This is a genomic window from Sphingobium chungbukense (assembly GCF_001005725.1).
Taxonomy (GTDB): domain Bacteria; phylum Pseudomonadota; class Alphaproteobacteria; order Sphingomonadales; family Sphingomonadaceae; genus Sphingobium; species Sphingobium chungbukense.
This window is the reverse complement of sequence record NZ_LBIC01000005.1, coordinates 1-22,290: the sequence shown is the minus strand read 5'-3', so window position 1 is coordinate 22,290 and position 22,290 is coordinate 1. Positions and strand designations below refer to the sequence as shown.

23 protein-coding genes are annotated in these 22,290 nt (G+C 65.9%); 16 read left to right on the top strand and 7 right to left on the bottom strand.

The window, feature by feature from the left end; translation table 11 throughout:
- Nucleotides 1–6: 6 nt before the first annotated feature.
- From hppD to YP76_RS11190, 13 genes are all read left to right on the top strand, one after another.
- Nucleotides 7–1,044 (top strand): 4-hydroxyphenylpyruvate dioxygenase, encoded by a 1,038-nt coding sequence (gene hppD / locus YP76_RS11250; RefSeq protein WP_046763720.1) that lies wholly within the window; start codon nucleotides 7–9, stop codon nucleotides 1,042–1,044.
- Nucleotides 1,045–1,365: 321 nt separating this feature from the next.
- Nucleotides 1,366–2,271 (top strand): Flp pilus assembly protein CpaB, encoded by a 906-nt coding sequence (gene cpaB / locus YP76_RS11245; protein WP_046763719.1) that lies wholly within the window; start codon nucleotides 1,366–1,368, stop codon nucleotides 2,269–2,271.
- A gap of 41 nt (nucleotides 2,272–2,312) precedes the next feature.
- On the top strand, nucleotides 2,313–3,443 hold the full coding sequence (locus YP76_RS11240; protein ID WP_046764069.1) for a type II and III secretion system protein family protein: 1,131 nt from the start codon (nucleotides 2,313–2,315) through the stop codon (nucleotides 3,441–3,443).
- A 2-nt stretch (nucleotides 3,444–3,445) separates the two neighbouring features.
- Nucleotides 3,446–4,594 carry an AAA family ATPase gene (locus tag YP76_RS11235; RefSeq protein ID WP_046763718.1) on the top strand — a complete coding sequence of 383 codons (1,149 nt, stop codon included), beginning with the start codon at nucleotides 3,446–3,448 and terminating at the stop codon, nucleotides 4,592–4,594.
- The gene (locus YP76_RS11230) at nucleotides 4,591–5,919 is read left to right on the top strand and encodes a CpaF family protein (RefSeq protein WP_046763717.1); all 1,329 of its coding nucleotides are present in this window, start codon (nucleotides 4,591–4,593) and stop codon (nucleotides 5,917–5,919) included. The genes YP76_RS11235 and YP76_RS11230 overlap by 4 nt, the downstream gene beginning before the upstream one ends.
- A complete protein-coding gene (locus tag YP76_RS11225; RefSeq protein ID WP_046763716.1) occupies nucleotides 5,913–6,806 on the top strand; it encodes a type II secretion system F family protein in 894 nt (297 codons plus the stop codon). Before YP76_RS11230 ends, YP76_RS11225 begins: the two co-directional genes overlap by 7 nt.
- Entirely contained in the window at nucleotides 6,806–7,669 is an 864-nt protein-coding gene (locus tag YP76_RS11220) for a type II secretion system F family protein (protein WP_046763715.1), read from the top strand. The genes YP76_RS11225 and YP76_RS11220 overlap by 1 nt, the downstream gene beginning before the upstream one ends.
- Nucleotides 7,670–7,677: 8 nt before the next feature.
- A complete protein-coding gene (locus YP76_RS11215; RefSeq protein ID WP_046764068.1) occupies nucleotides 7,678–8,280 on the top strand; it encodes a tetratricopeptide repeat protein in 603 nt (200 codons plus the stop codon).
- A 3-nt stretch (nucleotides 8,281–8,283) separates the two neighbouring features.
- Nucleotides 8,284–8,496: a hypothetical protein gene (locus YP76_RS11210; RefSeq protein WP_046763714.1), complete on the top strand. Its 213-nt coding sequence runs from the start codon at nucleotides 8,284–8,286 to the stop codon at nucleotides 8,494–8,496.
- Nucleotides 8,493–10,259, top strand: coding sequence for a TadG family pilus assembly protein (locus tag YP76_RS11205; protein ID WP_046763713.1), 1,767 nt, complete (start codon nucleotides 8,493–8,495; stop codon nucleotides 10,257–10,259). The genes YP76_RS11210 and YP76_RS11205 overlap by 4 nt, the downstream gene beginning before the upstream one ends.
- A 74-nt stretch (nucleotides 10,260–10,333) precedes the next feature.
- Nucleotides 10,334–10,516, top strand: coding sequence for a Flp family type IVb pilin (locus YP76_RS11200; RefSeq protein WP_046763712.1), 183 nt, complete (start codon nucleotides 10,334–10,336; stop codon nucleotides 10,514–10,516).
- Nucleotides 10,516–10,938, top strand: coding sequence for a TadE/TadG family type IV pilus assembly protein (locus YP76_RS11195; protein ID WP_046763711.1), 423 nt, complete (start codon nucleotides 10,516–10,518; stop codon nucleotides 10,936–10,938). The genes YP76_RS11200 and YP76_RS11195 overlap by 1 nt, the downstream gene beginning before the upstream one ends.
- A gap of 34 nt (nucleotides 10,939–10,972) precedes the next feature.
- Nucleotides 10,973–11,389 carry a hypothetical protein gene (locus YP76_RS11190; protein WP_157035758.1) on the top strand — a complete coding sequence of 139 codons (417 nt, stop codon included), beginning with the start codon at nucleotides 10,973–10,975 and terminating at the stop codon, nucleotides 11,387–11,389.
- A gap of 6 nt (nucleotides 11,390–11,395) precedes the next feature.
- Here YP76_RS11190 and YP76_RS11185 read toward each other — a convergent pair whose 3' ends face one another.
- The 4 genes from YP76_RS11185 to YP76_RS28245 form a co-directional block, all read right to left on the bottom strand.
- Nucleotides 11,396–12,385, bottom strand: coding sequence for a ParB/RepB/Spo0J family partition protein (locus YP76_RS11185; RefSeq protein WP_046763709.1), 990 nt, complete (start codon nucleotides 12,383–12,385; stop codon nucleotides 11,396–11,398).
- Between the two features lie 92 nt (nucleotides 12,386–12,477).
- Complete coding sequence (locus tag YP76_RS11180; protein WP_046763708.1) at nucleotides 12,478–13,695, bottom strand: autotransporter outer membrane beta-barrel domain-containing protein; 1,218 nt, start codon at nucleotides 13,693–13,695, stop codon at nucleotides 12,478–12,480.
- 53 nt (nucleotides 13,696–13,748) lie between these two features.
- Nucleotides 13,749–14,867 carry an EAL domain-containing protein gene (locus tag YP76_RS11175; RefSeq protein ID WP_046763707.1) on the bottom strand — a complete coding sequence of 373 codons (1,119 nt, stop codon included), beginning with the start codon at nucleotides 14,865–14,867 and terminating at the stop codon, nucleotides 13,749–13,751.
- 154 nt (nucleotides 14,868–15,021) lie between these two features.
- Nucleotides 15,022–16,044 (bottom strand): hypothetical protein, encoded by a 1,023-nt coding sequence (locus YP76_RS28245; RefSeq protein WP_198147467.1) that lies wholly within the window; start codon nucleotides 16,042–16,044, stop codon nucleotides 15,022–15,024.
- A gap of 25 nt (nucleotides 16,045–16,069) precedes the next feature.
- On the opposite strand from YP76_RS28245, the gene YP76_RS28240 reads away from it, so the two are divergent.
- A complete protein-coding gene (locus tag YP76_RS28240) occupies nucleotides 16,070–16,489 on the top strand; it encodes a hypothetical protein (RefSeq protein WP_198147466.1) in 420 nt (139 codons plus the stop codon).
- Between the two features lie 392 nt (nucleotides 16,490–16,881).
- Here the strand turns inward: YP76_RS28240 and YP76_RS11165 are convergent, their stop codons facing one another.
- Both YP76_RS11165 and YP76_RS11160 read right to left on the bottom strand, forming a co-directional pair.
- Nucleotides 16,882–17,442, bottom strand: coding sequence for a 2OG-Fe(II) oxygenase (locus YP76_RS11165; protein ID WP_046763705.1), 561 nt, complete (start codon nucleotides 17,440–17,442; stop codon nucleotides 16,882–16,884).
- Between the two features lie 51 nt (nucleotides 17,443–17,493).
- A complete protein-coding gene (locus tag YP76_RS11160; protein ID WP_232307515.1) occupies nucleotides 17,494–19,245 on the bottom strand; it encodes a ShlB/FhaC/HecB family hemolysin secretion/activation protein in 1,752 nt (583 codons plus the stop codon).
- A gap of 260 nt (nucleotides 19,246–19,505) precedes the next feature.
- Here YP76_RS11160 and YP76_RS11155 point away from each other — a divergent pair, with 260 nt between their 5' ends.
- The gene (locus tag YP76_RS11155) at nucleotides 19,506–19,781 is read left to right on the top strand and encodes an HU family DNA-binding protein (protein WP_046763704.1); all 276 of its coding nucleotides are present in this window, start codon (nucleotides 19,506–19,508) and stop codon (nucleotides 19,779–19,781) included.
- Here YP76_RS11155 and YP76_RS27765 read toward each other — a convergent pair.
- Complete coding sequence (locus YP76_RS27765) at nucleotides 19,778–19,996, bottom strand: hypothetical protein (protein ID WP_157035755.1); 219 nt, start codon at nucleotides 19,994–19,996, stop codon at nucleotides 19,778–19,780. The two genes, YP76_RS11155 and YP76_RS27765, sit on opposite strands and share 4 nt — an antisense overlap.
- A gap of 540 nt (nucleotides 19,997–20,536) precedes the next feature.
- On the opposite strand from YP76_RS27765, the gene YP76_RS11150 reads away from it, so the two are divergent.
- Nucleotides 20,537–21,397 carry a MucR family transcriptional regulator gene (locus YP76_RS11150; protein WP_046763703.1) on the top strand — a complete coding sequence of 287 codons (861 nt, stop codon included), beginning with the start codon at nucleotides 20,537–20,539 and terminating at the stop codon, nucleotides 21,395–21,397.
- Nucleotides 21,398–22,290: the final 893 nt, after the last annotated feature.

Here is a 22,290-nt window from a genome sequence, read left to right as displayed (position 1 = left end):
GCCTTCATGGCTGACATCATCAATCCGCTGGGCCTCAATGGCTTCGAATTCGTCGAATTCACCTCTCCCGATCCCGAAGCCATGGGGCGGCAGTTCGAACAACTGGGTTTCGTGGCCAGCCACCGGCATCCGACCAAGAATATCACCCGCTACAAGCAGGGGCGCATCAACCTGATGCTGAACCGCGACGATGCCGGGCGGGTGGCGGCCTTCCGCGGCGAGCATGGGCCGTCGGCCAGCGCCATGGCATTCCGCGTGGCCGATCCGGAGGCGGCGATGGCCTGGGCGCTGGAGCATGGCGCCAAGCCGACCGATGAGGACGATACCGTGATCCAGGGGATTGGCGGCTCCTATCTCTATTTCATCAGGGACGGCGAGGACCTTTATGCCGACTGGGCGGAATTTCCCGGCTGGCGCGAGGCCGAGGCGAAGAACAATGTCGGGCTCGACCTGCTCGACCATCTGACCCACAATGTCCGGCGCGGGCAGATGCGGGTGTGGAGCCAGTTCTACCGCACGCTCTTCGGCTTCGAGGAGCAGAAATATTTCGATATCAAGGGACAGGCGACGGGCCTGTTCAGCCAGGCGATGATCGCGCCGGACAAGGCCATTCGCATTCCGCTGAACGAAAGCCAGGACGATAAGAGCCAGATCGAGGAGTTCATCCGCCAATATCATGGCGAAGGCATCCAGCATCTGGCGCTGACCACCGCCAATATCTACGAGACGGTGGAAAAGCTGCGGGCGCGTGGCGTCAGGTTGCAGGACACGATCGAGACCTATTATGAGCTGGTCGACAAGCGCGTGCCGGGCCATGGCGAGGATCTGGAGCGATTGCGCAAGAACCGCATCCTGATCGACGGCAATGTCGGGGATGAGGGGATTTTGCTCCAGATCTTCACCGAGAATATGTTCGGGCCGATCTTCTTCGAGATCATCCAGCGCAAGGGCAATGAAGGCTTTGGCAACGGCAATTTCCAGGCGCTGTTCGAAAGTATCGAGCTGGACCAGATCAGGCGCGGGGTGATTACCGTCGACGCGTGAGGAGTTTCCTTCCCCTCACATACACCATGTTCCTGCGTAGGCAGGAACCCAGATCGAACGACAGAACTGGGCTCCTGCCTTCGCAGGAGCACGGTAGGTTATGGGGCAATCGGAACCGTTTCGGATCGACCTTGTCCGTTTTTGCGTGATTGGCGGGCGCAAAACCCTGCGGCCGGCACGCAAAAAGGGATTTTGGGGATGGCATGGCTTTGCGCCGTTCCGGTTCCTTCTTTCATGCCCTGACAATGGCCCCAAGGCTATGAATTTTCCCGGTTGAAGCGCTTTGCGTTCCCGCAAGGTGCTCCAAAAAAGGGGGAAGTCATGCGCCTGGGGTTGAAAGCCAAGCTGACCATAGCCGTCGGGCTGGCCGCCGCTTGCGCCTTTCTGCTGCTGGGCATTCGGGCGATGCGCGAGGGCGCCGCCATGGCGCGCAACGCTGTCCCACCTCTCCTGTCGGCAAAGGCCCCGGTTCCGGCCGTGCTGCTGGTGCAGGCAGCCCGCGCGATCCGCACGGGGGAGACCATTACCGCCGCGATGATCCGCAATGCGGCAGGCGATCCGGCGCGCTTCCCTGCTGCCGCGACCTCCGCCGAAGTGGTGGGGAAGGTCGCGACGCGGGACATTCCGATGCGCGCGCTGATCGCCCGCGATGCGGTGGGGATGGAAAGCAAGCTCGCCATTCGCGTGCCCATGGGGATGCGCGCCGTCAGCATCGACACGACCGCGGAGATCGCCGTGGCCGGGCTGGTCCGGCCCGGCGACCGGGTGGACGTGCAGGTGGTCTATCCGGGCGCCGATGCCATCAGCGGCGCGCGCGGGACCGGGCGCAGCCGGGCGCAGGCCTTGCTCCAAATGGTGCAGGTGCTGGCGGTAGGCGAGTTGGTCGTCGGCACGCAGCAACCGTCAGGGGTGGATGGAGCGCTGTCCTCCCCTCCCCCGCCTGCGCGGACGGTGACGCTGGCGCTGACGCCGGAGCAGGTGTCGACGCTGTCGCTGGCGAAAAGCACGGGCGCGTTGACGCTGTCGCTGCGCAATCCGGCCGACAGCGCGCAGGTGAAGCTGGCCATCGCTTCTTCTGCCGGACCTGAACCGGTGGCGGTTCCCGTACCGCCTCCTGCGGCGGCGGCGCCCGTGCCGCGTGTCGCGCCCCGTCCCGCCCCCCATGCCATCGAACTGGTCGTGGGGGACCGGCGCGAGACCATCTATTCGGGGAGTGCCGGCCGTTGAGAAGCCTGTCGATCCTTGGCCTGATCACGCTGGCCCTGCCCATGGGCGCAGGCGCGCAGACGGCGCTGCATGTGAAGGAGCAGCGCACCCTTTCCTACCCCCGCGCCATCGGGCGGGTCGAGGTGGACCGGGAGGGCGTGCTGTCCATCGCCGCGCCTTCGGCCCGGTCGTTGCGGCTGTCCGCGATCGGCGAAGGCGAGGCGGTCGTCAGCGTCTTTGGCGGCGATGGCGGGTTGATCGCGCGGGAGCCGGTCAGCGTCACGCCCGATGCGGCGGCGAGCGCGCCGGTCGTCCGGGCGGGCGAGCAGGTGGTGGCGGTCGATGTGCAGTTCGCCGCCGTCTCTGCCACGACGCTCAAGGCGTTGGGGTTCAATTTCTCCAAATTGAGCGGCGATATTCAGGGGGCGATCGTTTCGCCCAGTACTTTGGGAAGCGCTTCGTTCGATCCCGGCGGCCTGTCGCTGGAGGCGAGCGCGCCGATCCAGAATGCCTTCAATCTGTTCCTCTCCGCGCCCCATCGGGGGATCGGGGCGGTGTTGAGTGCGCTGTCCTCCAATGGGTTGTCGCAGTTGCTGGCACAGCCGACCTTGCTGGTGCGGTCCGGCGAGCAGGCGAGTTTCCTGGCGGGGGGCGAGTTTCCGGTGCCGGTGCCGCAGCTTTCGGGGTCCGGCAATACGCTGTCCATCCAGTATAAGGAATTCGGTGTGCGCTTGTCGGTCACGCCCTTCGTGCTGTCGAAGGAGCATATCGTCCTGAAGATCGCGCCGGAGGTCAGCGAGCTCGACTATAATAACGGCGTGCAGTTGCAGGGTTATGTCGTGCCGGGGCTGCGGCGGCGGTCGGCCGAGACGACGGTGGAGCTAGGCAGCGGACAGAGTTTCGTGATCGCGGGCCTCAGCTATTCGAGCCAGACGGTGACGAAGGAGCGCACCCCTTTTCTGGGCGATATTCCGGTGCTGGGCGCCTTCTTCAAGCGGCAGCAGAACCAGAAGGAGAAGCAGGAGCTGATCATCGTCGCCACGCCCCGGCTGGTGGGACCGGTGAAGGCGGAGGAGATGCCGCCCTTGCGCGGCGCGGCGACGGCGGGGGTCGATCCTTCGATCGGTGACATGATTTTGGGTACGGACGGGCTGGACCAGTCGAGCACGCCCTTCGGCGTGGTGCGGCCTTGACCATGGCGACGATATTCCTGCTGTCGGTCGATCGGATGCTGGCGCAGCGGATCGACGGGGCGATGAGCGGGCGGGCGACCGTCGAGCTGGTGCAGGCGATCGAGCGGGAGGATTTGGCCGGGCCTTGCCTGATCGTGATCGACCGGGCGGCGATTCCGCCGGAGCGGGCCTTGTCCGCTGCGATCGCAACCGTGGTGGAAAGCGCGAACGGGCGGCCGGTCGTGCTGGCGACGCAGGAGATGGAGGCGGAGCCGTTGCTGCGCGCCATCAGGGCCGGGGTGGATGATGTCATCCCGCGTGACGGAGAAGGGACGGAGATTGCGGCGGTGCTGGCGCGGCTGCTGAACGATGCGGCGGCGGACCGGGCAAGCCGGGGACGGTTGACGCTGGTGCTGGGCGCGGACCGGGATGCCTGCGCCATGGTGGCGACGGATATGGCGATTGCGGGTGGAGGCGGGTCCACCTTGCTGATCGACTGCACTTTGCCGACCAGCGCGGCGGCGAGCTATCTCGACCTTGGCGTCGATTATGGGCTGGCTTCGGCGGTGGGCGACCGGGAACGGCTGGACGCCAGCTTGCTCACCAGCACGGCGGCGCGGCATGGGCCGAGCGGGCTGATGCTGTTGACCCTCGACGGGGGGACCGGGGCGGAGCCGGTGGGGCTGACGCCCGGCGATCTGGCGGCGCTGATCCGGCTGCTGCGGACCTGTTGCAGCGATGTGGTGCTGAATGCGGGGAGCCTGCGCCATGGCGGGCTGCTGCGCGAGGTGGTGGCGGAGGCGGATCGGGTGGAGCTGCTCTGCGGCCAGTCGATCCGGGAGATCGAGGCGTGCCGAAGATTGCTCGACCGGATCGGGGCGGAGCGCGAGCGGGTGGCGGCGATGCGGCTGCTGGTGTGGGATCATCTGCCCGGCGTGCTGCTGGACGGGCGGCGGATGGCGGATGCTTTGGGCGTCGGCTCCGTGCTGGCGCTGCCGGTGGACCGGGCGCGGATGCGCAATGCGCTGAATGCCGGGCGGCCGATGGCGATGGAAGCTGATGGCGGGGCCTATATGGCGGCGATCCGGCGGGCTTGCGGGGTGGCAGCGAAGACGGGCGGGATCGATCGGTTGCGGCGGGCGATGCTGAAGGTCGTGGAGAAAGCGTCGTGAGTTTGCTGACCGGAGAGGAGGGCTTCGTGCCTGCGCGGGAGGTGCGGATCGCGCCGGTCGCCCAGCCCGCGACGCAGCGGATGAGCGACAGCTATCAGATCGCCAAGGCGCAGACCTGCGCGCAGTTGATCGAGCAGTTGGAGGCGCGCGGGGAGACGGCGGAGACTTTGGGGCCAAGGACGCTGCGCGAGGAGATCGAGCAGGTGATCGCCGCCCGCAGCCGGCGCGGGCAACTGGCGCTCAACAGCGCGGAACGGCTGCTGCTGATCGAGGATGTCGAGGATGAGGTGGCGGGCATGGGGCCGCTGGCGCCGCTGCTGCGCGATGCCGGGGTCGACGACATCATCGTCAATGGGCCGGGGCATATCTATGCCGAGCGCGGCGGGCTGTTGGAGAAGGTCGAGACGCGCTTTCGCGACGATGCGCACCTCATGAACATCATCCAGCGGATCGTGGGGCCGATCGGGCGGCGGGTGGATGAGGCCAGTCCCTATGTCGATGCGCGGCTGGCCGACGGGTCGCGGGTGAATATCGTGATCCCGCCGGTAGCTCTGGACGGGCCGACGCTTTCGATCCGCAAGTTCCGGTTGCAGAGCATGACCATCGAGGATTGCGTTGCGGGTCACGTCATGAGCGCGGACATGGCGGCTTATCTGAGCGCGGCGGTGCGGTCCCGGCTCAATATCCTGATTTGCGGCGGGACCGGGGCGGGCAAGACGACTTTGCTCAACATGCTGTCGACCTTTATCGGGGATCGGGAGCGGCTGATCACCATCGAGGATGCGGCGGAGCTGCAATTGCGGCAGAGCCATGTGGTGCGGCTGGAGACGCGGCCGCCTACGGTGGACGGCAGCCGCGAGGTGAGTTCGCGCGAATTGGTGCGCAATGCGCTGCGGATGCGGCCGGACCGGATCATATTGGGCGAGGTGCGCGGCGTGGAGGCCGTCGAGATGTTGCAGGCCATGTCGACCGGGCATGACGGGTCGATGGCGACGCTGCACGGCAATAGCCCAAGGGACGCCTTTGCGCGGCTGGAGATGCTGCTGGGTTTTGCCGGGGTGCAGAGCGATGTGCGGGCGATCCGGCGCTTCATCGCCAACAGCGTGCATGTGGTGGTGCAGTTGCAGCGGCTTTCCAACGGCAGCCGGCGGGTGATGTCGGTCAGCGAGGTGACGGGGCTGGAGGGGGATGCTTATTCGCTGAACGAGCTGTTCGTATTTGAGGAGCAGCCTGCGTTGTCGGGGCTGGGGGAATTTCGCACTTTGTCGTTGCGGCCGTTTTTTGCGGGGCGGCTGCGGGATTATCGGGGCGGGCGGCCGTGTTGAGCGGGGCGGCCTTTCTTACGCTCTCGCTGCTGATCGTGGCGGGGATCGGCTGGGCGCTGCTGGTGGAACGGGCGCGGCAGCGGGCGGAGATCGACCGGCGGCTGGGGCTGGCTTCAGGGACGGTGGCGCGGCGGCGGGTGGCGATGGCGGTGCCGGAGATGGTGGCGCCCCTGCTGGCGCAGGCGCAGATCGAGGTGACGGCGCGGGCGCTGGGGATGTTCGGCGGCACGCTGGGGCTGGCGGCGCTGTTCGCCTTGCTGGCAGCGGGGCCGGTGGCGGCATTGGCCGTGGTTCTGGGCTTGCCGGTGGGAGTGCTCGGCTGGGTCCGGCGGCGGGCGCAGCGGCGGATCGAGGCGCTGATCGAGGCGCTGCCTTATTATATCGACGCGGTGCGGCAGATGCAGGCGGTCGGCAATTCGCTAGCGCAGGCGCTGGAGCGGGCGCTGGCCGATGCGCCCCTCATCGTGCAGGATTTCATCGCGCCGGTGGCGCGGCGGCTGGAGCTGGGCGCGCCGGTGGCGGACGCGATGCAGATGCTGGCGGAGCGGCTGCGCGTTCCTGAAATATCGATGCTGGCCGCCGCGATCCGCACCAATATGCGCTATGGCGGGTCGATTTCGGCGGTGCTGCTGAACCTGTCCAACATCCTGCGCGAGCGGATTCGCATCAAGCGCGAGCTGAAGGCCGCCGTTTCCGAAGCCAGGATCAGCGGGCGGGTGCTGATCGTCATGCCGCTGGTGGCGATGGCGGCGCTGGTGGCGATGAACCCAGGCTATGTCGATTTCTTCGTGAAGGACCCGCGCGGGCACCAGCTTGGCGTGGTGGCGGTGGTGCTGCAAGCGATGGGCATGCTGGTGATGCGGCGGGTGATGAGGCTCGCCTTTTGATGGGCGCGCTGTTTCTTGTCTGCGCTGCCCTGGGGGTGGCCTGCGCCTTCGCCGGGGTGCGGATGTGGCTGGCCGACGGGCGGCTGGAAGCGCGGCTGGGGATGGCCGGGGAGCGGCCCGCCTTGCGGTTGCCGCTGGCCCTTGCGGCGCGGGGGCGGGACCGGTCGGAAATCGCGGGCAAGCTGATGCTGGCGGGCTTTCAGGATGCGAAGGCGGCGGACCGGTTCGCTTGGGCGCGGATGGCGGCGACCGTCGGCGTGGCGCTGGCGGTGATGCTGGTTTCGCGGGCCCTGTGGGGCGGGTTTCTGGCCCAGCCGCTGCTGATCGTGATCGCCACGGGCCTGACCTATGTGGGCGCGAAGCAGGCGATCCTGCTGCTGGCAGCGCGGCGGGCGCGGGCGATCACGGCGGAATTTCCCTTCCTGCTCGACCTGATGCTGATGATGCTGGAGAGCGGGATTTCGCTTGACCAGTGCTTCCGTTCCATTGCGCGGGACGAGGGCGTGGCGGTGCCGCAGCATGCGCGGCTGATCGCGATGCTGGTGGCCGATCTGGACCGGGGGATGCGCTATGATCTGGCGCTGGATCGCTGGGCGGCGCGGGTCGCGGTCAGCGGCGCGAAGGAGCTGGCGGCTTTGTTCCGGCAGGCATTGTTCCAGGGCGTCGAGCTGGCCCCTGCCCTGCGCGAATTCGTGCGCGAGTTCACCCAGAGGCGCGTCATGCGGGCGCGGGAGGCGATGGGCGGCATCACCGTGCGGATGGTGGTGCTGATGATCCTCTTCTTCATGCCTGCTTTGTTCGTGGTGCTGGGCGGGCCACCGATCGTGGCGATCTTCGATACGTTGCGGGGGGTGTCGCAATGAGGCGGGTGATGATCGCTGCGCTATTGATGAGCGCCGCGCCCGTGCATGCGGAGGAGGCACCGGATATGCGCGGGCTTTATCTGCAACTCATCCGTCAGGCGCGCAGCGATGGACGGCCCAGGGCGGCGCTCGCCTATCTCGACGATTTCGAGCGGCGTTATCCCGGCGATGGCGAGGCGGGGCTGCTGCGGGTCAACAGCCTGATCGACCTCGGCCAGATCGACGCGGCGGAGGCCGTGCCGCTGCCCGCCGCGACGGCCGATGGCGGCGTCTTCGCGGTGCGCGGGCATTTGCTGGCGGCGCGGGGGCGCTGGAGCGAGGCGGCGGCCTGTTATGCCGATGCAAGCCGCGCCAGCCCGGCGGATGCGCTGCTGCGCAATGCCTGGGGCTATGCGCTGTTGCGCGCCGGGCAAGCCGGGGCGGCGATCGAGGCATTGCGCGGGGCGCGCGATCTGGCGCCGCAAATCGCGGTCATCCGCAACAATCTGCTGCTGGCGCTGATGGTCGGCGGGCGGCGGGCGGAGGCCGAGGCGGGTTTGCGGCGGATCGGGGACGAGGCGCTGCGGGGCAAGCTGGCGGCGGAAGCGGCCCGGATCGGGAAGGGAGGCTGAAGGATGATGATGCTGTGGCTGATGCTGGCCTCCCCTCTCCCTCTTCCTCTTCCTGTGCCGCCAGTGGAAAATGCAGCGCGACGTGTGATCGAGTGGCAGTTGAAGGCGCAGCCCCGGAGCGATGCCGGGCTTTCGGCGGAAGAGGCGGCGCGCGTCCGGCAGCTTTATCTGGAATCCATCGGGCGGCGGGTCGAGCGGGTGGCGGACGAGCCATGATGCGGCTGTTTTCCTCTCTCCGGCACGACCGGTCGGCCGCTGTCGCGCCGATGGTCGCGGCTTTGGGCACGGTGTTGATCGGGGCGGCGGGCTTTGCGCTGGATGCGGGGCTTTATTATGTGGGCGAGCGCAATCTGCGCGCCGCGACCGATGCCGCCGCGATGGCCGCCGCGATGAACCCGGCGCAGGCGGTGGCGCGGGCGCGGGACAGCCTGATCCGCAACGGCTATGATCCGGCCATTCTCCGATCGGTGGAGACGGGCCGCTATTGCGCCGATGCGGGGCTGGGCGCGGCGCAGCGTTTCGATGCGAGCATGGCGCTGTGCCCCGGCAACGGGCGGGTCAATGCGGTACGCATCCGCACCGGAAAGCCTGCGCGGCAATATCTGATGCGGGTGCTGGGGCCGGCCAATCCCCTGCCCGATCTGGCCGCCAGCGCCACCGCGACGCGCATCGATGAGGCGGGGGTCGGCATCACGTCCGGCATCCTGACCGTCAGCAACGGGCTGGTGAACAGCGTCAACGACCTGCTGGGCGCCCTGCTGGGCATCAAGTTGCGCCTCTCCACCGCCGATGTCGAGGCGTTGATGACCAGCAATATCGATGCGGGGCTGTTCTTCGATGCGCTGGCGCAGCGGGTCGGGGAAAGCGGAACCTATGGCGACCTGACCAGCCGGACGGTGGGATTGCGGGATTTGCTGTACGCCGCCGCCAGCGCGGCCGACAATGCGTCGAGCGCCGCCACGCTGACCCTGATCGCGGGACAGGTGGGCAACGGCTATGCCGTGCCGCTCAATGGTTTGTTCGGCCTGGGCGTATGGAGGAAGATGCCGGTGGGCGGCGCCGATGAGAAACCGGCGCTGCGCGCGGGGATCAACGCCTATCAGCTCTTTGCCTTCGCGGTGCAGGCCGGGAACGGCACGATCGACCTGTCCGACGCGGTGAGCGTGGTGGCAGGCGGCAGCACGGTGAAGATCGCCGCCATGGCGAGCGGACCGATGGACCGGCCGCGCTTTTCCTTCGGCCCGGCGGGGGAAACCAGCGTCGGCACCTCCGCGCTGCGGCTGCAACTGCTGATCGGGCTGGGCAATATTGCGGTGCTGGGCAATGCGGTGTCGGTCGACTCCCTGCCCGTGCTGATCGACATCGCCGCCGCGCAGGCGCAGGTGACGGCGATCGATTGTCCCGACACCGCCGAACAGGCGCGCGATACGCGGGTCACGGTCCATGCCGATACCGGGCTGGTCAACGCCTATATCGGCACAGCGCCCGCCAATGCGATGACGCGCCCGATGCCGCCGATCACCGCCGCCAGCATCGGACAGGCACGGATCGTCAATCTGCTGTCGCTGATCACGGTCGATGCGCGCGCCGTCGCGCAGCCGGTGATGGGCAAAAGCGGCAATCTGGTCTTCGGCCCCGGCGGGCAGGGCAGCGTCGGGCGGCCCGGCGCGCCCGGCAGCGCGGCGAGCATCGGCAACGGGTCGCAGGCGGGGCCGCTTCTGACATCGCTCAGCAGCATCGCGGCGGGCAACGGATTGCAGGTGAAGATATTGGGCCTGTGCCTGCCGCTGGTCTGCGATGCGACGGAGGCGGCGGTGCGGACTCAATTGCTGAACGGGATCACTGCGCCGTTGGCGGGGCTGGTCGGCGGCACGGCCGATCCGTTGCTCGACAATCTGCTCGCCGCGCTGGGTATCCAGCTTGGCCATGCGACGCTCTGGGCGACTGGGGCGCGATGCGGGGTGCCGGTGCTGGTGTGAGATCGGGCGGCGGGCGGTTCCCCCTCCCCGCTTGCCGCCGGATGTTCGCAGGAGGGACCAAGGGAGAAACGACCATGAATAAATTTCTGGGATCGCTGATCGCGAAACTGGCGCGGGATGAAAAGGGCCTGACCGCCGTGGAATATGCGGTGCTGGGCGCGGTGGTGGTGGCCGCGATCGTCGCGGTGGGCGCCAATTTCAAGACGCAGCTCGGCGCCGCCTTCACGACGATGTTCAACAGCATTCCGTCGAGCTGATGCGGATGCGCCGTCTGTGGGCATGCACGCGGGGGCTGGCGGCACTGGAATTCGCGCTGCTGGCGCCCGCGCTATTGATGCTGGTCTTCGCGGTGGTGCTCTATTCCTTCTACTTCGCCGCACTGATGGGGGTGCGCCATGCCGCCGTCGAGGGTGCGCGCGCCGCCGTGGCGGGGCTGTCGACCGCGGAGCGCACGGCATTGGCGCAGGGCCGGGCGCGGGCGGTGATCGACGGCTATGGCAAGTTGCTGGCGGCGGGTGGCGGGCCGGTCGTCACGGCGGGCCCGGATGCGACGGGGACGTTCCGGGTGCGGGTCAGCTATAATATGAGCGGCAGTCCGATGATGCGCTATGCCGTCTTCGTGCCCATGCCTTCGCCCAGCGTCAGCGCGAGCATCGTCGTGACCAATGGGAGCTATTGAGATGAACGGATCCCATCTGATCGGCTGTGCGCTGATGATCCTGCTGCTGTTGCCGGTGCTGGTGCTGCATTCAGAAAAGCGCATGGTGGCGGATCGCTTCTATGGGCTGATCGCCTTGAGCGGGTTGGGTTTTGCCGGGCTGGTGCAGGGTCTTCCGGGCTTGATGATAGCGGCGCTGGCCGGTCTTGGCTGCCTGATGCTGCTGTCGTCGGTCATCGCAGTGATTACGCTGCGCTGGCGGCTGCGTCTGTTGACGGGTGGGCATATCAAGCTGTTGGCGGCAGGCGCGACCTGGCTGGATCCTGGCGGTGCGCTGCGGATGCTGGGGGTGGCCATCGCGCTTTTCCTGCTGGCCGCGCTGTTTTTGCGTGTACGCAAAGCTGGCGATCCCCGGCCCGACATGGCGGCGATCGCGGCCGTCGCACTGCTTTCGGCGCAGCTTATGGCATGAGACGGCCTATACGCCGCGCACCGCCACGATGGTTTCGCGCAGGCGGGCCAGTAATTCGTCCAGATCGGCGTCCTCCGCTATGCTGAGATCGACCGTCAGGCCGCCGCTGCGGCTGGCCTTCGCCCGGCCGATGCGCGTGCCCCCGGCGATGATGGCGATGTCGCGCGCATCCTCCGGCGCGTGCGGCGTAGCGGCTTCGCGCAGGCGGGCCAGCACGGTGGCGGGCGGGATCATGCGTTCGCCCTGCAATGCCAGCGTCTGCTGTTGCTCGCCGATCAATCGTGCTTCCGCGACCATCCGCCCGCGCTGGTCCGGACGACGGAGCAGCGGGGTCAGCAATTCCGAATAGCGCACGCGCAGCTCGTCCCTGGTGGCGAACGCCCCCACCACCTCTTCGGGCAATTGCGCCAGCGCAAGCAGGCGACTCAACTGACTGTTGGAGAGGTTGAGCGCCTCCGCCATGCGCGACTGCACGCCGCCATAGAAACGGTCCACGGCATTTTGATAGCTGCGCGCCCGGTCGAGTTCGCTGATGTCCGCCCTCTCGCGATTTTCGATGTCGGCCAAGCGAAAGGCTTCCTCGTCCGACAGGTCGACGACCAGCGCGCTCAGCCGCATGTCCGGGCGGCCATGATGGTTGAGCCAGTCGACCGCGAAGCGCCGGCGGCTGCCGACCAGGAGCTGATAGGGCCGGTCCGACCCCGGCGGATTGAGGCGCACCAGCACGGGAATGCGGTTACCGCCTTCACTGGCGATGGAATCGATCAGCGAGCGGCAGTTTTCCGCCGTCAGGCCGGGCTGGTCGCGGGGATTGCCGTCCCACACCGAACATTCCCCCGGCTGGATCGCCATGGCCGAGCGGGGACCCGCGCCCTTGTCCGCGAAAGGGGCGAGGCGCTGGTCGAGGCGGCTGAGCGATTCCTGATCGACGGGGCCTTTGTCGACTGGCGGCTCATAGGATAGCGCAGCCAATATGTCGCGGATGAAGCGGGCCATGGGTCACTCCTTTTTGCGTGGTCTGGTCCACGCAATAGCGGCTTGGAGACGGCCGGGGTGAGGAAGCACGTCCGTTTCGGAGCAATCCCTTTTCAGAAGCGGCGACCCACCGTCAGCGTTGCCGCGTGGATATGGCGGTCGGAACTGAACTCGCCCGCATAGCCGAGGCGGACGGTCGTGCGGCTGTTCCAGGTCGCACTGATTCCCGCGTTCACAAGACCGGCGTCGCGTGCCAGCCGGGTCGGACGGAGGGTGAAGACGGCGAGGTCGCGGGTGGCGAAGCGCGCCTCGATCCGGCTGTCGGGGCGGCTGCGCAGTTCGCGCTGCCATTGCGCCTCGACGGAAGGGCGAAGCGTCCAGCCGCCATGCGCCACATTGGCGGACAGACGGGCGCCGAGCGCGCCGCGAAGCGATTGGGTGCGGAAACGGGCGACTTCCAGTGCGGCGGGACCGCCATTTTCCCGAAAGCCGCTGACATCGGCATAGCGATAGTGAAGGCCGGCAAAGGGCTGAAGCCTGATCACGCCTGCCCGCACCATGGCGCCCGCTTCGCCCGATGCGGCCCAGCCATCGCCGTCGACCGGCGCCACCATCCGGTCGGAAAAGCCGGACCAGCCCACCTGCCGCCGCAGCTTATATTCGGAGAGTGCGTAGGAGGCCGTCGCATCGGCATAGAATTGGCCGTTGTTGAAGCTGGCATAGGGACCGATATTCGTGGTGAACAAGCTGATGCGGGGTCGCTGCGCCGGGTCGAGGCGGGCATCGATGCCGTCAATGCCCAATGTCGCGCCCAGAATGAGGCCGCGCACCGGTGCGACATCGATGGCGAAGCGAAGCGAGCGGCTGTCGGAGTCCGTCTTGGGGCGGTCGGGGCGCCCCTCATAGGTTGCTTGCCGGATGCCGCCCGTCAGCATCATGTGGATGGTCCGGTCGCCGCTGGCGGGAACAGCGGCCAGGGCGTCGATGGCGATGCTGCGCCGTTCCGTCAGCATGGCGCGAATTTCCCGGTCGCCGGCGTCCATCGCCTGGATCGAGAGACGGGGGAGCAGGCTGTAGCTGCGCGGCGACAATTGCCCTAGCGCATCGGCACGAGCAGGGGCGCCTGGCAGGGCATCGATCGACGCCAGCATGGTGGCGCGGTCGCCCACGGACGCGCTGCCGGAGTCGGGTCCGGCATCGACCATCGCGCCGACCGCCGCTTCGCCTGCGGTCGTCGCATAGGGTGTGTAGGGACCGGCATGGGCCGGTTGCATCGTGGCGCCCAGCAGCAGGATCGCCCCGGTCAGGGTCGGAAAAGGCCATTTCGACAAGAGATATTCCCCTTTTTTGGACTCTGTTTTTGCGTGCACGCAAAGCCGGTCAGTCAGGCAAATGCCGACAGGCCCGACGGCGTCTGGATGGCGGGCGCGGACGATGGCGGGCGAGATGCGCGGCGGAAGCGGGAGCGACCGAGAAGCTCGCCTGCCACCCATTCCGCCTCCGCCTCGAGCGCGGTCTGGAGGTGACGCCCGGAATCGACGCCGTCGACGATCACCGTGGGACCGATCGTCCGCGCCAGGCCGATCAAATGCCCGATCCGCGCGCCATACGCCCTTTGTAGAAAGGCGCCGTCCAGCTTCACGATATCGGGCGCCAGCGCCATCAACTCGCCGACCGAAGCCTGGCCCGTTCCGAAACGCCCGATTGCGATGCGCACGCCCAGCGCCTGAAGATGTCGAACACAGCTTTGCACATCCTGCATGGCGAGCATCCGGTCGCGATCGATGATCTCGATCACGAGCCGCCGTGCGAGGCCGCGATCGCGCTTCAGGCGGGCGAGCAGATCGCTCCATCCGCCGTCGCCGCCATGCAAACCGCGCGACAGGCCCTGCGCCGAGAGGGCGACGGAAAGGCAGGCGAAAGGATCGGCCTCCAGCGCATCGACCATGTCGGACAGGAGTCGCCGGTCGAAGCGATGGGTCAGGCCGAGACGATCGAGCGCGGCATGGGCCTCCGCGCAATCGATCGACACGCCGTCCTCGCCGATGCGGCGCAAGCAGGCTTCATGATAAAGGATCGCGCCGGGATCGCGCGGAGAGGCAATGGGGCGCCAGGCAAGATGCGTGGTGCCGCTGCGCACGGCCTTCAGCAGCGACACGGCAAGCTGCATGTCCTCGCGGTAGCATTCGGCGGGCAGCGCGACATCGTCCAACATGGCGTCGTGGACCGCGCCGGCCGAGAGCGACAACAGGATCTCGTCCCCTTCGAAACGGAATGGCTCCGCCTCCAGCAGGAGGCATAAACTGTCGAGCATCGGCGCGTGGACGAAGGGATCGGCAAGCGGGCACAGCGCGACCCCGGTCCCGTCGACCCGGCAGCCCTCCGTCCCGAAATGGCGATCCATCCTTTGGCGCAGATGGTCCAGCGCGGCCTGGAAGGCCCGTTCGCCATAGGCAGTCCGAACCGGCAGGGCGTTGTTCAGACGAACGATCGGCAGATGCATGACTTCCCTTTCGAGATGAAAAGCGGGGTCGGTTTGAGGAGGCAGTGCGCCACTGCCTCCTCGCCCCCCGTCCATCCCCCGGGGGCAAGGGGGATGGGCTCCAGCAGGGCGCGGCGCGGCATGTATGAGGACCATGTCGAGCCGCGCACCCGCATCAGTTACCGCCGTTCAGCAGACCGCCCAGCAGGCCGGTGACGGGCGCGGCCGTATTTCCCGATCCGGCCGCCGGGGCCAATATGCCGTTGACCAGACCCGTGACGGGGGCGAGCGCATCGCCGGTCCCCTGCCCCGCCCCCGACCCCAGCAGTCCGTTGACCGCACCTGTGACCGGCGCGAGCGGCGAACCGTTCGCGTTTCCACCCGGCAGTGTCGGCGCCAGGCTGTTGACGGTATCGAGCAATGGCGCGGCGATACTGTCCACTGCGCCTGTGACGGCGGCAGCCACGGGTGCGGTAGTAGCGATGACCTGGTTGACGGCGGTTTCCGCCTGCTGTCCCAATATCCCGACGGCCAGATTGCCGACGGACTGCAAACCGGCCTCCACGCCCGTCGCCGTGGTCGGCAGTGCGACATCGGCCAGATTGCCTTGCGAGAGCAGACTGACCGTCGCCAACTGCCCGGACGCGGCCGTGCCCTCCGCCGGCAACAGGTTGACCCCGACCAGCGTGTTGCCGGTCGACGGTCCGGTCAGCGCATTGCCGCCGACATTCGCGCCGATCAGCGGCCCGCCGAGTGCCGCCGAAGGATCGGCCCCGACGCTGCCCAATGTGCCGGTCACACCGCCCACGACAGTTTCCACCAATCCCGTGACAGGCGCGAGCACACCACTATCGCCCAGCAGCGGTCCTGTAACGGGCGACAGGGCGCCGTTCACGCCATCGAGCAGCGGCGCGCCGATCTGGCCGACCGCCGATGTCACCGTCGCCACCGTGGGCGAGAGACCGTCGGTGAGCTGCGTCACCGTGCCGCCCACAGGCGCGCCCAACAGCGTCCCGGCCAGCGCACCGACCGGCGCCAGTCCTTGCTGGACGCCTTCGGCCGTGGCGGGCAGGGCAATCTGCGCCACCGTGCCGTCGCCGGTCAGCAAGTCGGCCCTGACCACACTGCCCATCGCGGGATTGGTGCCGGGAAGGATGTTGACGCCGACCAGCGATCCTGGCCCGGTCGGGCCGACCAACGGGACATTGCCAACCGAGGCGCCAATGACGGCACCGCCGCTGGAGCCGGTGGGACCGGTCGGGCCGCCGGGACCCGCGGGGCCGGATGGACCGGTGGGGCTGTTGGGACCAGCAGGGCCGCTGGGTCCGCCGGGGCCGGTCGGGCCAGCAGGACCCGTAGGGCCGCCAGGTCCGCTCGGACCGGCAGGGCCAGTGGGTCCGCCGGGACTGGTCGGGCCGGAAGGTCCTGACGGGCCGCTCGGCCCCGTGGGACCGCTGGGACCGGTCGGGCCGCTGGGGCTGCCGGGACTGGAAGGACCGCTGGGGCCGGAAGGACCCGACGGCGAATGGCCGCCGCCTGCCCCAATGTCGAAGCCGACGCCATCGGCGCAGGCGCTGAGCAAAAGAAGAGGTATCGCCGTGGCGCATAGAAGTGCGCGCTTACCCGGTCGGACCGATCCATGACGTGGCATCGAAAACTCCCTGTTTGACTGCGAACAGATCGCAACAGGGACAGAGTAAGCCCGACCTTCCTTATCGCCTCGTCAAGAAGAAACCGCTCTGGTTGCAATGCATCGGGAAGGAAATATTGCCGCCGTGATGATCCGGAAACGGGGACCAGAGTTTGCGCAAAACGCGTTTCGCTATGCGGGAAATCGCGATTATCGGCTGCCGGTGCGGCTTTGATGGAGGCCTGGACCCGCAATATCGCATGGAGATCAAGCAAAGCCGGTCGGCGGAGGGTTGATCCGGATCGGAGCTTTTTCCTGCCGCGGCATGGACGAACAGAGACGCGCCTTGCAACAAAAAAGGCACTGACGGGCGACGCCGGAGCGCAAGCCCAGGCCATGGCACGATCAGCGCCAGCGCGGCCCCTCGATCCAACTGACGAGGCTGCGCCGAATCCCTCTGGTCACGGGCAGGACGCGATGTTGGAGAAAGGAGGGGAAGATCAGCATGCTTCCCCTGGGGGCGAAGCTGACGCCCGGTTGCTGAAGGCCAAAAAATTCGAAGGAGCCGCCCTCATAGTCTTCGGGATCGGACAATTGTGCCACCACCGACAATTTCCGGTCGAACGGGCGCGCCGATTCCAGCCAGACATCCTGATGCCAGTCATATTTGCCCTGGGCGCGGCCATGATATTCGGTGAACTGCAGTTCATAGGGGCCGAAGATGTCGACGCCGAAATTGGTCCGGTTCGACGAATGGACGAACTGCATCAGTCGATCGACGATATCCCGGTCGCGATGCACGTCCAGCCAACTGATGGTGGACGATCGATAACCATGATCGCTGCGCTGTTCCTGAGCGAAGCCGACCGTCGCCGATTGTTGTTCGTACAGTGCGGCGCGTTTGATGATGGCATCGCATTCCGCCTCCGTCAGTGCCGAAGGCCAGACCTCCCATATATTGTTCATCTCTTGTTTTCCCTGCCTTGCGATCCTTTTTGCGCATACGCAAAAGGGCGATCAGAACGCCCGTCCGATCCCGAAGAAGAAACGCGTCTTGCGTCTGTAGGACGGTGCGGGCCGCTTGACCGGAACGGCGATTTCGGCGCTCAAATGCCATTTCGGGCCGAGTCCCAGGCGCAGGCCGCCGCCCGCCGATGCCAGTCGATGGTCCTGCGCCGCGAGCCCATAGGCGGGACGCGCCGTGGCATGGGCCAGGGCACCGTCGAGCGCCGCGAAGAGCGTCGCCTCCTTGAGCAGCGGTGACCGGGCGGGGAGAGACCAGGCTATTTCGATGCTGCCCGCCAGCGCTTGTTCCGCGGTCAGGGTGCCCAGAGAATAAGCCATGCCTGCTCCCCTGCCCCCCAGCGCGAAGCGTTCCGTCACGGGCAGATTATCCTTCGAATATTGCCCTTTCGCCGTTGCCTTGAGTGTCAGTTTCCCGGTCAGGCGCTTGACCGCCACTGCCTGAAGATTGACTTTGGTGAAGCCGGTTTCGGAGAAGCCTGCAAAGGGTCTGGCACCCAGCGCGTCCAATCCCTGGCTGACGACGACGGAAAGCGCCTGACCATTGGTCGCGTCGGCATGAGACCAGGATGCGCCCAGGCGCAGGACCCGCGAGCGATAATCGCCGAACCGGGTGTCGAGGAAATAATTATGGCTGTCGATCCCATCGAGCGACGCCGTGACCGTCAGGTTGGTCTTGTAGGAACGCAGCAGCGGATAGCTGAACGACAGTCCGGCGAGCGTCGCGTCGCCCTGTGTCCGATTGTCTCGCGACCGGGTCTGCACATGGGCCGCCTGCGCCGTAAGGGTGAGGCCGTTGCTGCGGATCGGCGTGCTGTGGCTGAACGCATAATATTGGTAGCGGTCGGGATAGAAGGGCATATAGCCCGACAGGCGGGTGCTGTCCCCCTCACGCGCGAGACCGTTGATCGTCAGCGACAATTGCGCCTGTATGCCGTCCACCACATTATTGACGCCGCTATTGTCGAGCAGCAGTCCGATCCGGACCTGCTTGCGTTTGACGATCAGGTCGATCAGCAGGTCGCCCGGCTGGGCCAGTTGACGGACCTGTGCGTCGACCGTCTGGCCGGGCATGTCGCGGAGCAGGGACAGCGTCCGTTCGAGCCTGCTCTTGCGGAGTGGCGCATCACGCATCAGCCGCCGCATATGCGCTGCGATGAGGCCGGTGGGCATGCCGGGAGGAAGGCCGGTGACGCGATAGTCGCGCACCCGCCCCTCGACCAGCCGGACCGTCAGCACGCCGCCATGGGGCGTCTGCGCGGGGATGGAGACGGAATAGAACGCGATGTCGCTGCCGGCATAAAGCGCGCCGATGGCGTCGGCGATATCCTGGATCGCGTCGGCGGTGAGGGGGCGGCCGATGAAAGGCGCGGTCGCGGCATCCAGTCGTGCCTGGGAAAGCGTGGTCCCCGCATAACGCAATGCCGTCAGGAGCACGGCCGCCGCGGCGGGACTGGGCCGGACGAGTTGGACCGAAGGTGCGGGGGGCAGCGGCGACGTGGCCGGCGGCGCGATTTGCGGCTCGATCCGGTCGCTCCGGTCGCGATCGATGACCGGGACGGAGGGCCTGTCCTGCGCCACCGCCGGGGAGAGGGGCATGAAACCCAGCAGCACCGCCAGCAGGATGCCCTTCACCATTCCCGACAAACCGTCCATCGTCCCATGCCATCCCCGATCCGGCATGAGGATGGGGGAAAAGGACGGCGCCTTCACCAGGAACCGCGACCGGATCGGTGAATTCGGCAAGCTTTCGGAAAGGCCATGAGGGGACAAACTGGGGCTTTGAAGAGGAAAGCGCGGCGACAATTGCAGCCATTTCGGTCCAACCGCATGAGCCGACCGTGGCGGCAAATGCCATCCAGCGCGGCGGGTTCGTCCGAATTTGGACCGCAAAAGCCGAAAAAACGCGATTTTATCGCTGTTTTTCCCTGATTATCGGTCGCAAAGGGGCTGGTTGAGCGCGATCAGACAGGTTAAGACCATCCGTCCACGAAAGGGAGATGATTATGAACAACGCTGAACTCGCCGAAGCTCTGGCCACCGATCATGGTCTGACCAAGGCCGACGCGCGTAAGTATGTCGACAGCGTCTTCGCCGCGATCGCCGGTGCCGCGACGAAGGGCGACGAAGTTTCGCTGAACGGCTTTGGCAAGTTCAAGGTCAAGGATCAGCCTGCTCGCGAGGGCCGCAATCCTTCGACCGGTGCCGTGATCCAGATCGCAGCTTCCAAGAAGCTGACCTTCACCCCGGCCAAGGCCGTGAAGGACCAGTTGAACGGCTAAGGCATTTTTTCAAAAATGCGATAAGGGAAGGCCGGGCATTTGCGCTGACGCGAAATGCCCGGCATCTTTTTATATGGCGCCCCCTCCGCTGATGGAGGAGCGCCATTATCTGTTCGGCCTGCACGAGCCTCCTCATGCCCCGCCGGTAAAGATGTCGGATGGATTGCGTCCGATGCAATCATGATCACATGTTTCGCATTTGCGATGTCGTCCACGACAGAGCATTTGGCCCGTGCCTTTCAGGCATCCTCTCCTAAAACTCAGTAGGCCGGTCGAAAGACCGGCCTTTTTTTTCCGGTATCCGTCCCATGCAGCTCAACTGCCGGGCGCGAAAAGATGCGGTGGTCGCACCATTGAGCCATATGGTTTATATGGCGCTGTAATAGATTTTCATTCCGCACCGATCTCTTCCAATAACACTTCCAATAACAGAAGCGTGATGTCTGCCCATGCGACAGGACAGATTGGATTGCTGCAACCATTTGCCTGATGAAAGGAAATTCCGTCCGAATACAGTAGCCGCTGTCACATGATGAACTGAAAATTTCGAGCGGGGCCTTGCTGCGCCAGATCGAAAATTCCGCCTGGACGGCAGGCCAAGGAAGCTCGACCTGTGCCGTCCCGGTACAGCAAATCAGTCGCCATGCAGATAAATGGCGGCTATTGTTCCGATTTAATGGTGTTTCGGATTTACATTTGCATCAAAACCGCGCAAAAGGCAGCTTCTACCGGTCATAATATGGGAAGCGGGGCCAATGTCTGAAGATAATCAGCCTGACATCACGACGCTCACTGTTCAACTGGTGAGTGCGTTCGTCTCCAACAATACGGTTCCAAGCGAAGGTCTCGCCGATCTCATTCGAACAACGCGGTCTGCCTTGACTGAGGATCCGGCAGCGAAAGCGGCCGCACCGGCAGCACCGACTTTTACGCCCGCCGTGTCGGTTCGTAAGAGCCTGTCGTCGCCCGAACATATTTTGAGCATGATCGACGGCAAGCCGTACAAGACCCTGAAGCGCCATCTGGCCAGTCATGGTCTGACCCCCGCCGAATATCGCGACCGTTATGGCCTGCCCAAAAGCTATCCGCTGGTCGCGCCCAACTATTCCGAAGCGCGCCGCGCAGTTGCCACCAAGCTCGGCCTGGGCCGCAAACCGGTGAGCAAGAAGCCGGCAACGCAACCTGCCTCTGTCGCCGCGCCTGCGGTGTCCGCCAAGACTGCACCTGTTGCGGCAAAGACCGCACCTGTGGCAAAGCCGGCCGAAGCCAAGACACCTGCCGCTCCGAAACCGGCCGCAGCCAAGGCGCCAGCTCCAAAAGCCAAGGTGGCCAAGGCAGCGCCCGCCGCAAAGGCACCTGCTGCCAAGCCAGCGGAAGCCAAGGCCCCGGCAAAAGCTACCGCGCCCAAGGCCGCGGCTTCTCGCAAGCGCCTGTCCATCGCCACGCCGACGGCCGAGAAGAAGGATGCCCCCTCGGCTCCGGCCAAGGGGACCGACAAGCCTGCGGTGGCGGCGAAAGCTCCTGCAAAGGCTCCTGCGGCCAAGGTTGCTCTTAAGAAGAAGCCTGCTGCAAAGGCCCCTCCGGCCAAGACGACGACGCCTGAAACCGCTGCATAAAGTTTCGGCCCTTTCGGGGGGCCGAGTGATCGAGATTACGCCCCGATCCGTAGACGTGATCGGGGCGTTGTCATGTCTATGGCCGGTCCGTGGCTTTGGCATGGCGACTTTCGGCGTCGAGAGGTAATCTGCATGATCTGGGAAGGACACCGGATCATCTTCCCCTTCCGATATTACCCGGCGATATATTCACAAACCAAGGGTCACGCTGTCTTCACGGTTTGAAATGATCGCCGGGGACTTTGCCGACCATTTCGGAAAATCGATTGCGCCGGCGATCGCTCCATCCCCCCCTTCTGCGCCCGTCGTTTCCAAACGGATGTAAGGCGAAGGGGTTTCGCACGAGCCCGATCACCGTCCCCTGCCTTTCAGTAAGGACGATCTGTCGCCCTCCCCTGCCAGCTCCGTCATCGAGGGGATTTCCACGATCTGAGGGACCTGAGCTGACGATCGGGCAATCATGGCAACAAGCAAATCGAACCTCGGCCTGCTTCGTCCCCACCGAAGCCGTCCCATGCATGGCCGTTCCATCCGCTCCGCTGCCTTCCCTAAGAGCGCGGTGCGAGGACGGTCATGTCTCTGCTGGGCCCCTCCCCTACCCTTTCGACGATTTCCAGCCGGCCATATGGCTTCGCCTGCCAAAAAATTAGGCACCGCTGTAGCGCCACTGGGCACCAAAACAGGGCTGGGACAAGCAATCCTATACAGGACAGTCGATCGAGGGCTGTTGGGCCTTAAAACGGCAAATAGCTGCAATTCTCATTTTGTTCTCTCTTCTGACCCCATGGTCCGCAAAAGGCTGGTGCCTGTTGTCCGGAGGGAGGACCGAAACAACATATTCCGAAACCCGATCGTTTTTCGATCCATCCGCTGTCGACCAGCTGTGACCGGAC